At 45.2% G+C, this 11,402-nt stretch carries 7 protein-coding genes; 3 read left to right on the top strand and 4 right to left on the bottom strand.

What is annotated here, in order from left to right:
- Window positions 1-24 precede the first annotated feature (24 nt).
- Together ACHUFZ_RS11745 and ACHUFZ_RS11740 are read right to left on the bottom strand one after the other, a co-directional pair.
- On the bottom strand, window positions 25-1,761 hold the full coding sequence (locus ACHUFZ_RS11745) for a methyl-accepting chemotaxis protein (RefSeq protein WP_394127312.1): 1,737 nt from the start codon (window positions 1,759-1,761) through the stop codon (window positions 25-27).
- 73 nt (window positions 1,762-1,834) lie between these two features.
- Window positions 1,835-5,794 (bottom strand): PAS domain-containing hybrid sensor histidine kinase/response regulator, encoded by a 3,960-nt coding sequence (locus ACHUFZ_RS11740; protein WP_394127311.1) that lies wholly within the window; start codon window positions 5,792-5,794, stop codon window positions 1,835-1,837.
- A gap of 106 nt (window positions 5,795-5,900) precedes the next feature.
- On the opposite strand from ACHUFZ_RS11740, the gene ACHUFZ_RS11735 reads away from it, so the two are divergent.
- A complete protein-coding gene (locus ACHUFZ_RS11735; protein ID WP_394127310.1) occupies window positions 5,901-6,995 on the top strand; it encodes an HD-GYP domain-containing protein in 1,095 nt (364 codons plus the stop codon).
- Window positions 6,996-7,053: 58 nt separating this feature from the next.
- Here the strand turns inward: ACHUFZ_RS11735 and ACHUFZ_RS11730 are convergent, their stop codons facing one another.
- Window positions 7,054-8,919 carry a fructose-specific PTS transporter subunit EIIC gene (locus ACHUFZ_RS11730; protein ID WP_394127309.1) on the bottom strand — a complete coding sequence of 622 codons (1,866 nt, stop codon included), beginning with the start codon at window positions 8,917-8,919 and terminating at the stop codon, window positions 7,054-7,056.
- A 202-nt stretch (window positions 8,920-9,121) separates the two neighbouring features.
- Between ACHUFZ_RS11730 and ACHUFZ_RS11725 the strand changes: the two genes are divergently transcribed.
- Window positions 9,122-9,421 carry a PTS fructose transporter subunit IIB gene (locus ACHUFZ_RS11725; RefSeq protein ID WP_126574402.1) on the top strand — a complete coding sequence of 100 codons (300 nt, stop codon included), beginning with the start codon at window positions 9,122-9,124 and terminating at the stop codon, window positions 9,419-9,421.
- Between the two features lie 26 nt (window positions 9,422-9,447).
- Entirely contained in the window at window positions 9,448-10,224 is a 777-nt protein-coding gene (locus ACHUFZ_RS11720; protein ID WP_394127308.1) for a PTS sugar transporter subunit IIA, read from the top strand.
- Between the two features lie 38 nt (window positions 10,225-10,262).
- Here ACHUFZ_RS11720 and ACHUFZ_RS11715 read toward each other — a convergent pair whose 3' ends face one another.
- On the bottom strand, window positions 10,263-11,102 hold the full coding sequence (locus tag ACHUFZ_RS11715) for a helix-turn-helix transcriptional regulator (RefSeq protein ID WP_394127307.1): 840 nt from the start codon (window positions 11,100-11,102) through the stop codon (window positions 10,263-10,265).
- Window positions 11,103-11,402: the final 300 nt, after the last annotated feature.

Raw genomic sequence — 11,402 nt, 5'->3', positions numbered from 1 at the left:
GCATGTCGAGTCATCCAGCAACCACTAAGTTCGAATATGGTGTATAGCTCCATTGAGATCATCAACATTCTGCTTAAGATCTAAGACGATCGGTTCTAACTGATTAATTGCTTCATTCATATCTGATGAGAGGTTTTTGATATTAGATAGATTACCGGATATTTCATCACTAACCGTTAACTGCTCTTCGGTCGCCGCTGCAATTGACGTATTCAATTTATGAATCTCTATCGCGGAGCCCTGAATCGTGCCAAGCGCATCATTTGCGACCCCCATGTTCTCTCGCGTTGACTGCATTTTCTCTGAGCTGCTTTGAATAGTCACCGTCGACTGTTTCGCTTTCTCTTGCAGTGTTTGGACTATCCCTTCAATCTCGCCCGTCGAATCTTGCGTTCTTTGCGCCAATGAACGTACTTCGTCTGCAACAACAGCAAATCCACGCCCTTGCTCACCAGCTCGAGCGGCCTCAATCGCAGCGTTCAGAGCTAGCAAGTTAGTTTGTTCAGCAATTGCTTTAATAACGTCAAGCACATTACCCACATTGTTTGATTCTTCGGCCAACTGTTGAATGATTTCAGCAGTGTTTAAGAACTCACCTTCAAGCTGACCGAACTCATCGGTCGTTTTGTCAAACACTTGCTTGCTCGTCGAAGCTTCTTTTTCTGCGCTACCAGCATACTCTTCCGCCATATTTGTGCTTTGAGCAACATTAGACAGTGCAGCTGTCATCTCTTCCATTGCAGTCGCGGCCATTTCCATCTCTTGGTTTTGCTGATTAGCCATAGAAATATTACGTTGGGTAATCCCCTGAATCGCTTCAGAGATCTGAGAAATCGTTGAGTTTACTTGATTGATTTTGGTGATCGTAGTGGCGTAGCTGACCAGTACTTTGTTAATCGTCGTACCAATCACACCCAGCTCATTCTGGCTTACATCATCCACTCGCAAGGTCAAATCAGAATCGACATCCACTTGTTTGAGTACTTTCGCCATCTCATCAATCGGCTTCACGACTTTACGGTTCACAATGGCATATCCGATGATGGCAATGACAAACACGGCAACCAGAGAAATATTGCCGATTAACACCGTCGTTCTTACGTCTTGTGCGGCATTATTAAATTGGGAGGAGGTTCGAGATTCCAGAGCCTTAAAAAACTGATCAATTGGGGCCATGATCTTCGCTTTTTCTTGATGGTACTGTTTACTATGAAGAAGTTGAGCGGCCATGGCTAAATCTGGTTCCCCGCGCTGAGTATAATTGCCTGAACTGTCCGGGTAGAGACCTTTGACGGCATTCATCGCCTTGACTTCCATATTCACCAAAGCATCGGAATTGCCCTGCGCTTCTTTCAATAGACGAAACTCTTGATCCGAGAAACCAAGGTCTTCCATCATCGCTTGCAGAGAAATGCGCTGACCATCTGGCTTGGGTTTTTGCCCATAACTCAAGACTAAGTCCCAGTAAATGGTGTGGTATTCTTGAGGACGAGGCTTATCGCCGTTTCGAATGGCTAAGATGTCCATATACATCTTTTCGTAAGTCTCATCCCCCGTCAGAACATAAGTTCTGCCTAAACGTGTCAAATCGTCCGAGCTTTGGCGCAATTCATCAGCCGCTTGGTAAGATTGATAACGGACTTTCGCCATGTTATCTACTTGCTGTAGTAGGCCGTTCAGTTGTAACACCGTAACGACACTAATGATGATACCGAGGCCTATTACGACAAACACCAATTTCATCGTGTTGTTAATGTTCATATTGCTTTCCTCTATCCATAAAGAAAACCACCTGACGTTGTGTTTATTCTTGTTTGTTACTTAGTATTCAGCTTCATTCAGGCTGAGGTAACTTATCTAGTAGTTCTTTCGCTTGTTCAAACTCGAAGTTTTCTATCAGTTCGATCAATTTGTTTTTCTCTTGCTCAGTCCACAAATCACAATGCTTCGCTTGATTGATAATTTCTAATGCCGCCACATCGTAGTTCTCTACTTTCTCGACTAGGAGTAAGTAGAGCTCTTGAAGTTCATCGCATGACACATCTTTAGCAGGCGCGTGTAATGCACGCCAAGCTTGCAGCTGTTGTCTTAATTGTTTGACAGTACTATGCGCTTGTTGGGCGAGTTCAATGGCCCGTTTATCCTTAGCTTGAACTTGCTTTTCAATTTGAACGGATAATTCGGTCAAATCCGTAATTCCCAGATTAGCCGATGCTCCTTTTAAGGTATGGGCCATGCGCTCCGCCCCTTCCCAATCCTCTTTGGCAATGATTTCTTGTAAAGAGAAGCTATCGATTTTTTGCGCATCCAAAAAGCGCTCTAAGATTGAAAAGTAAGAGTCAGGATTGCCACCGGTGTCAAAAATAGCCTTCTCAACATCAATGCCAGTTAAGTGCGGATAATCGTCGTTAACTTGTTCGTTATTGATGGATGAAGGTTGATGTTTGGCAGCAACCGTTTGATCTTCAATCGGTAGATATTGTTGCAAGGTGGAATAAAGGTTAGTGACGTTAATCGGTTTAGCAATATGGCCATTCATGCCAGCCTCTAGACACACATCGACATCACTTTGCATCGCATTGGCTGTCATCGCGATGATTGGGAGTTGTTGCCATTGCGGCAGCTTTCTAATCTCTCGAGTTGCGGTGACACCGTCCATCACTGGCATCTGCATATCCATCAGCACCAGGTGGACTTCATGTCGTTGGAGCATTTCTATGGCTTGTTGACCATGGTTAGCAACCAATACATCCAAATTTGTCCCATCAAGTAAGCCAAGCGCCACTTCTTGGTTCACTTCGTTATCTTCAACCAACAATACCTTTTGCTGGGTAAAACGTGGACGGGCATTATCTGAAACCACGGGCTTACTTGACACATGTTCAATACCAAAACTGTCCATAATCGCATCAAGCAAGTTGGAAGGATTCACTGGTTTGACAATCAAAGCATCAATTAGCTTACTGCTCGCTTCTACTAAAGACAACTCACGTCCATATGCGGTTACTAGAAAGGTTTTACAATCGGGAATGAGTTGCTGATCTTGAGCGTTTTGTAACAGCTCAATACCACTCATACCTGGCATGCTCCAATCGACAAACAGTAGATCAAAACTGCTGCTTTTTAACTCATCGAGCGCTTCATAACCATTACTCACCGCCGATGCGTCGAAATGCATGGCACTTAACAGCGTCAGCAAAATACTTCGTGCGGAGTCATTATCGTCAACAATAAGAGCACGCTTGCCTGAGAGCGCACTAATTGGCTCAGAAATATCACGCATTTTGGCTTCTTGCAGTCGACACTGAATGGTAAAACTGAATTCCGAACCTTGCCCTTCGGTACTATTTACAACCAGCTTACCGCCCATTAATTCAACCAATTGCTTGCTGATGCTCAAGCCCAGCCCCGTACCACCAAACTGGCGCGTTATACTGCTGTCAGCCTGTGAAAATGCCTGAAATAGATGTTCGATTTTCTCTTTCGCAATGCCAATACCGCTGTCTTTGACCGAGAAACGGATCGTAGCTTGATCGTTGTTTTGTTCCTCAACACACGCTGATACTACGATCTCACCACTTTCGGTAAATTTGACCGCATTTCCACAGAGATTGACTAGCACTTGGCCGATTCTCAGAGGATCCCCTATCAAACCGATTGGTACTTTCGGATCAATATCTAGTAAGAACTCCACCCCTTTTTCATTGGCTTTATAAGAAATCACATTGGTCAAGTTATCGAAGACTTCATCCAAATTAAAATCTATCGATTCAACAGAGAGCTTACCCGCCTCAATTTTAGAAAAATCTAGAATGTCATTGATGATCCCAAGTAGGTTTTTCGCTGACTCATTAATCCGAGAGAGATATTTTTTCTGTGTCGGATCAAGCTCGGTGTTCAATGCCAAATGCGCCATGCCAAGAATAGCGTTCATTGGTGTACGTATCTCATGACTCATATTGGCCAAGAAATCCCCTTTGGCTTGGCTCATCGCATCGGCTAACTCTTTCGCTTCACGCAGTTCATTCTCAAACTGTTTTCGTTCAGTGAGATCAAGCAAGATACCAACAATGCCAGAGACAACCCCGTCGCCATTACCAAAAGAGGCTTCATAGACCAGCATCTCTTTGTTTTGTTTATCTGCATCGCACAGAGAAAGCTCGTAGTTTCTGCTGCCCCGCGATTGGCTTAACTCTTGATGAACCGTAGTAAACACTTGACCGGTGCTTGCACTAAATACGTCACTAGGCGTCCTACCTACAATCTCCTTCATGGGTAGACCTAGCATCTCGCAAAACTTCGCATTAACGGTCAAGTAATACCCGTCGGGAGACAAGCAGTACATAGGATTAGGGGTTGCATTCAAAACCTCTTGATTAAGCTGAGATTGCTCAAGGACTTTTTGCTCTGCTTTACGCTGCAGCTCGACATTTTGGCTCAATTGAATGCTGACAGACAGATCGTCTAACATCTGCACTAACCACTGATACTGCTGTTGGCTGAGGTGTTCAATTGTACCTAGTTCAAGCAAAGCGACTGGTTTGTTGTTCACGCACAAAGGGAAATAGTAGATTTCATTTAGCTCTAATGACGCGCCATTGACCAGCATTGAATATTTACCTTTGAGATCTCTCATAGTAAAAGGCTTACCTGAGAGCAAGACGCTGATTTCCGTTGATGAAGGGTCTTGAATCGAACTGGTACTATCATCGCCAAACCCAACACCCGCGATTCTTTCCAGTTTATCCTCCTGATAGATATACACTGCGATAATTTGTAGTGGAAACTGATGCAGCAGAAATTGAGTAACTTCTCTTGCTAGTGTTTGGGTTGACTGGCTGGTGCGTAGGACAATATTGAAATCTTTAACTAAGGTATTGTGATTAAGCTGTTCGGAGATGTGATGAAAGACGACGTTTAAGCTATCAATGAACTTTTGCAGTTCGGCATAAGCAGTTTGAGTGATAGTAAATGCATAGTCTTGCTGCTTAACTTGACCAACAACTGTTCTTAGTAATTGACTCAAAGGGCTGATATACATTCTCCAAAGCAGTATGAATGAGAGCGAAATGGACAATAATAACACCACCAGAATTGCGCTATTCAATGCTTCATAACGACGAACTTGCCCCTCTGCTAAAGAAATTTCGCCTTGAATTCTACTTAAAATCGACTGATTCGCCGTGGCAATCGCCTTCATGATTTTCTCTTTCTCGGAAAAGTATCGTTCCCCATATAAAAGAGATTGCGCAGTTCTTAGGTCAGCTTGCCCCATATCAACGAGATTACCGTTCTCCTCCTGCCGATAGCCTTTAATCGCTAGAAAGGCATCACGCTCCAACTGAACTAAAGCATCAGATAGCGCCAACGCATTCTTCAGTTCAAAAAACTCTATCGAACTTATCCCTGACTCCCGAATCCGCTCTAGTAGCGGTGTGCTGCTACCGACAGTCAGCAGGGCTGCATCCAAATCAGAGTTTGCCACAACATCCCAATACTCATACTCGTTGCCTTCTGGTATTGGAACTTGACCTGAGCGAACTTCTAAGACTCTATTAAACAACTTTTCCCAATGCTCATCTCCGGTCACACTGTATGCACGGGCAAATTTGGTTAGGTTATCTGAGCTCTGTTTGAGTTCATGGGACAAGCGATAAAACACAAATAGCTGTTTCTGATGCTCACCACTTTTGACATGTAAGTCAGAGAGTTTCAGTGAAACACCAAACATAGCGAGTGAGCAAAGTCCCATCGCTAAAAACAACACAGTGAAAAGCGTTCGAATTGAGGGCATCGATTTCTTCTAATACGTAATGGTTAAAATGATTTTCGGAATTACTTGTCTATAGTTTAGTTAGTAGTCAGCAAACTGCCGAAAAAACTTTGGATGAAATCACGCGATGCCGATTGAAAAATTAGATGATTGCACCGTTCTGCTAGTCGATGATTCTGCAGATAACCTCGCCTTTATGGCTCAAGGACTTGCTGGGCGTTATCAAATCAAAGCCGCTAAATCCGGTGAGATGGCACTGCATATTCTCGAACAGTTTGATATTGACTTGATCCTACTGGATGTCGTGATGCCAGAAATGTCTGGATACGATGTGATTCGTTACGTGACCAACAACTCCAAAACACGCCATATCCCTGTTGTCTTTTTAACCGGAAAGGACTCTCAAGAAGACGAAAAATTGGGGTTTGAGCTAGGAGCCGCGGACTACATACATAAGCCAGTCAGTATTCCACTGCTACGCTCTCGAGTAAAAACACACCTACAAAACAAACGTTCTAAGGATTTCCTCCGCGACCAAAATGGATATTTGGAGAAGGAAGTTCTTAAGCGTTCGAGTGAACTGGACCGTATGCAAGATGCCGTTGTTTTTGCGTTGGCAAGCCTAGCTGAAACTCGAGACCCAGAAACCGGCAACCACATTTTGCGTACTCAGCACTACGTAAAGTTACTGGCGGAGTACCTTGCGAGTAAAGATAAATACAGCGCTGAGCTTACCCCAAAAATGATCGATACCTACTTCAAAGCGGCGCCACTGCACGATATCGGGAAAGTCGGCATTATTGATTCAATCTTACTCAAACCCGGTAAACTGACTAAGGAAGAGTTTGAGATAATGAAATCGCACACTACCTTAGGTTTACAGGCACTGGAGCGAGCAGAGCAGCTTTCTGGAGCGCACAATGACCTTATTGATATTGCTAAAGAGATTGCTTACGGTCACCACGAGAAATGGGATGGCTCGGGCTACCCAAATGGTTACTCAGGAGAGCAGATTCCAATTAGTGCACGCTTGATGGCCGTTGCTGATGTTTATGACGCCCTAATCTGTAAGCGAGTATACAAAGACCCAATGAGCCACGACAAAGCCAAAAGCATCATTTTAGAAGGTAATGGGCAGCATTTTGATCCAGAAGTGATTGAAGCTTTTCTCGCTCAAGAGGATCTGTTTATTAAGATTGCCAGCGAGTTTTCAGACGACTAGCAAAGAGCATCATAGTCGGAGGACTATTTGACTTAAGGGTTCGGTATTTTATTCAGTGTTAGCGGCGCCTATAAAGTAAGGCGCGTGCATTTAATATTGCGTCACGAGTCGGAACTTCAACTGTCTTCATTCCTTTAAATCGTTCGGGTTCTTTGATTGCCACGTCATGCGCCAAAATCACCATTTTCGCATTCTTAATGTCCTTTTCCGTAATACGATTGTTGATGCCATTGGCGCCTTGGGTTTCGACTTTAATTTTAAGTCCCATGGTATAAGCGGCTTTCTCTAACGACTTGGCGGCTAAGAAAGTATGCGCCACACCAGACGGGCAAGAAGTGACAGCTAAGATCTCTGCCTCACCCTCTCCATCTATTGCGTGATATGCACGAACCAATGCCGCCTCTTCTTCTTCATCGAGAACATTTTTCTTGAGTAAGATAACAATCAGCGCCGTGGTGAATGCCCCCGCGAGTGTACCGACGATATAACCGAGTTTGCCATCGACGACAGGAAGCACAATCCAGCCGCCCCAAGGCGCATGGTTAAGCACATGGAACGTAAAGCCAATCACGTTGCCGACGATACCGCCAAGCACAATCGCCGGTAATACCCGTGCCGGATCGGCCGCTGCAAATGGGATCGCCCCCTCACTGATACCAATCATGCCCATAATGCCAGCCGCTTTACCTGCTTCGCGCTCATCACGTTTAAACTTTTTCGGTGATAAGAAAGTCGCTAATGCTAAACCAAGTGGCGGCGTACAGATCGCAATTCCAACCCCGCCCATTAGCCATGGCTGAGTATTAACTTGAGTTTGAGCAAACAAGGTCGCGACTTTATTCACTGGGCCGCCCATATCAAATGCTGTCATTGCGCCCAATACCGTACCAAGCATTACTTTGCTCGCACCCGCCATACCAGTGAGCCAATCATTGAGCCCCGCCATGGCAGCTGATATTGGTGAACCAATTAACCACATCACCAAACCACAAGTGGCAAAAGTCCCAACCAGTGGATAGATAAAAATCGAGCCGAGTGAAGTCATGCTGTCTGGCAATTGGATTTTCTTTAGCATCCGCACCACAAAACCCGCAAAAAAGCCCACCACGATCGCACCTAGAAATCCGGTATGGTATTGATCCACTGCGACCCAAGAGCCAATCATACCTGGCGCGAGTCCTGGCTTATCGGCAATCGAATAAGCGATATAGCCACCCAGCACTGCGGTAAATAGGGTTAAACCTGCAATACCCATTTTAGCGATATCAGCCAATACGCCACTTTCTGGTACTGCGCCATGGCCAGAAATCATCACAGATAGCGACAACAACACCCCACCAGCAACGATAAAAGGGATCATGTGCGAGGTGCCAAACAGTAAGTGTTCTTTGATATGGGCTAATCTTAGCTTCCACGGACTTAATGGCTCCGGCAGCGGTAATGGCTCATCATCCCAGAACTCGTGGTTGGACTGCTGAATATCGGTTAAAAGCTCTCGTGCCTGCTCAACACTTTGCGCCGCTTTAAGCTGGCTGATGAACTCTTCTTCTATAAGCTTGGTCGAAAGCTGGGCAAGCACTTCGATGTGATGATGATCGCCACCATCGGGCGATGCAAGCATGAAAAACACATCCGACAGTTCGCCATCTTCAGCACCATAATCAATGCCCGTTCGGCTGATACCGACAGCGACAGCTGGCTCAGTGACCGCATCACTTTTGGCGTGTGGGATAGCGACACCATCTTCAAAGCCGGTGTTGCCGATCTCTTCACGCTTCCATAAATCGGCCAAAAACTGCTCTTTATCGGCTAATTTCCCTGCCGCATCGAGCAATTCAACTAACTCTTTGAGCGCGTCAGCTTTGGTGGTGGCCTTAAGATCCAAACAGATCGTCTCTGGCTCAATTAGATTAGTAATGTCCATTGTATCTACCTTGCAATGTTCACGCTCGAACATAGATTAACCAGCGACCATGGTGTTAGATATAGGACGAAAACACCATTAACTGGATTATTGTAACACTCACACCAAACTGTGATATGTGTCTGTCGAATCATGGTGCCAAATCAAAACCAGCGTTTTATGCTGTGCTAATATCCGAAAAAATAACAAGCCGAGAAACACCGTGAAAATAGTCGCTGTCACCGCCTGCCCTACAGGCATTGCACATACCTATATGGCAGCCGATGCTCTTATCAAAGCCGCGCCCAAATATAAGGTCCAAATCAAAGTCGAAACACAAGGTGCGATGGGCATCGAAAACCTGCTCTCACCGCAAGATATTGCACAGGCAGACAGAGTGCTGATTGTGTCTGACATTGATATTGACCAAGCTGCGCGCTTTGAAGGCTGTAACGCGATTCGTGTTTCTATTGAAGACGTGTTAGTCAATGTTGATAAAGTGTTCCTACTGCACTGCCGTTAACGATTCTCTGCCTTAAGCCGTTAACTATGAACGAATATCAAATCACCTTTTTAGTCGAAAGCAGCGAATCAAATGCTCATATCGCCCAGCCACTTCGTCGCTTAGCCAAGAAGTTCAAAAGTACGATTAAGATCATTAACATCACCCGTAATCGAAGCGCTGACTTAACTAAGGCGGTGGCAATGCTGCAAGTAGGTTTGGTTCAAAGTGATCTGTGCCAAATCACCGCAATAGGCATGGATGCAGAGCTGGCCTGTTTTGTCCTCAAAGATGTGATTGCCGACCATTACACCCTGATTGGCTCGCAGATCAACTATGAGTTTTCTAGTGAGCTCGCCAAAAGGCTTCCTCAGCTATGCCCTGAGAGTGAAACCAAATGGCACTACGCCAAGGCCCACACTGAATTAACCAAATTTGAGTGCTTGAAGGGGTTGGCGCAGTTGATTCACCCTGGCCATCCTGACGAACTCCTGCTCGCCTTTATTAAAAGGGAAGAGCGCTCTTCCACTTGCGTCACTCCGGGTATCGCCCTGCCTCATGTGATGTTTGACGATATCGACCATATTGCCATTGCGGTAATCGCCAGTGACACTCCGATTGATTGGGCTTCACAAATGGGCGATGTTCACCTCGCTATAGCACTGGTGATGCCTGCAAAACCGACTCGTGAACAGATCATCGCGGCCACTAACCTTACCCGTAACCTACTTTGCGAGCAGCTCCCCGAGCGACTTAAACTCACACGCAGCAGCGTTGATCTGCAAGCGCTGCTGATGTACTCGATGTCGCAATTGCTGTCTTAACCTCGAATCTTTCTTATCTAATTTTTCTTATTTAATCTTTAAGCCGAACCACGATATTCCGTCGGCGTTCTTCCGGTGCGATTTTTAAACACTCGGCAGAAATAGTTCACGTCTTTAAAGCCACAACGCATCGACACTTCATTGAGCTTAAAGTTGTATTTTTTGAGCATGAACTTAGCGCGATCAATACGTACCCAAGTAATGTAGTCGGCCAGCGTCATATGCCCTTGCTGGCGGAACAGTCGAGAAAGATGATTAGATGAGATGCTAAAGCGAGTCGCGATGCTGTCACGGGTGATCTGGCGATGGAAATTCTCTTGAATGTAAATACAAATGCCCTGATAAAGATCCTGAACGCGACTTTGCGACTTCTCGACTGGCGCATCGAGCATGGTTTTGCTGTATTGCAGCAGCGCTTGCAGCAATAGCTCATCCATTGGGTTCTTATTACTTTCTCGCGCCAGTGCGCTCAGCGCCTCTAGAATATTATCGATGGCAAAACCTGAGCGGGTTTGAATGCTGTGCTTTTGAATGTCGTAAAAGTTCGCTTCCCCTTTGCGTTTACTGACCAAGCTTAGCCCTAGCTGCCTACGACCAAATAGCATACTCAGCACCGAGCAGTCGGTATCCCAGTCTGGTTTATTCCAACAGTTAGGCGGGACAAAGATCGCGTCGCCCGCTTTGGCAACAATACTAGTCACCTTGCGTTCATGGGTTTCCATTTCATTAATGTATTCCCCATCCAACACAAGTTCTAAACGCGGAAAGTTAACCTGATAGCTAAACGCCGGAGGCGTATGAAAATCCCCGGCAAACCAGATGTTATGAAAAGGCTCTCGTTCGTTCAGTACCGACGAGATTAGATCATGAAATACCATGTTGAATCATCTCTAACTACAAGCTAAGTCCGCACGTTGCAGTGCTAATCGCCTAGATATACTCCTTAGTGAAACATAGCGCTATTGAGCAAAATCACAATTCGAGATCTAGGTTACAAAAATCCAGCCTTGGCAATAAAACTCCAGTTAGAAATTTACACAAACACCTCATAAAACCAACAAACAAAATCGACGTAACCCATATAAACAAAGGGATAAAAAGCGACTCAGCTTTGTCAACACCAAGCCCAAAAGGGCCCTACAACCGATCAAAATCACACTCTAAAACGGACGCAACAA

Source organism: Vibrio hepatarius, assembly GCF_043642085.1.
GTDB classification, from domain to species: Bacteria; Pseudomonadota; Gammaproteobacteria; order Enterobacterales; family Vibrionaceae; genus Vibrio; species Vibrio hepatarius_C.
Note: the sequence above shows the minus strand (reverse complement) of the source record. Positions and strands in the feature narration are given on the sequence as shown.

What these genes read in the sequence shown, in the direction of transcription:
- ACHUFZ_RS11745 (WP_394127312.1), bottom strand. Translation starts at nt 1,761, where the DNA reads ATGAACATTAACAACACGATGAAATTGGTGTTTGTCGTAATAGGCCTC.
- ACHUFZ_RS11740 (WP_394127311.1), bottom strand. Translation starts at nt 5,794, where the DNA reads ATGCCCTCAATTCGAACGCTTTTCACTGTGTTGTTTTTAGCGATGGGA.
- ACHUFZ_RS11735 (WP_394127310.1), top strand. Translation starts at nt 5,901, where the DNA reads ATGCCGATTGAAAAATTAGATGATTGCACCGTTCTGCTAGTCGATGAT.
- ACHUFZ_RS11730 (WP_394127309.1), bottom strand. Translation starts at nt 8,919, where the DNA reads ATGGACATTACTAATCTAATTGAGCCAGAGACGATCTGTTTGGATCTT.
- ACHUFZ_RS11720 (WP_394127308.1), top strand. Translation starts at nt 9,448, where the DNA reads ATGAACGAATATCAAATCACCTTTTTAGTCGAAAGCAGCGAATCAAAT.
- ACHUFZ_RS11715 (WP_394127307.1), bottom strand. Translation starts at nt 11,102, where the DNA reads ATGGTATTTCATGATCTAATCTCGTCGGTACTGAACGAACGAGAGCCT.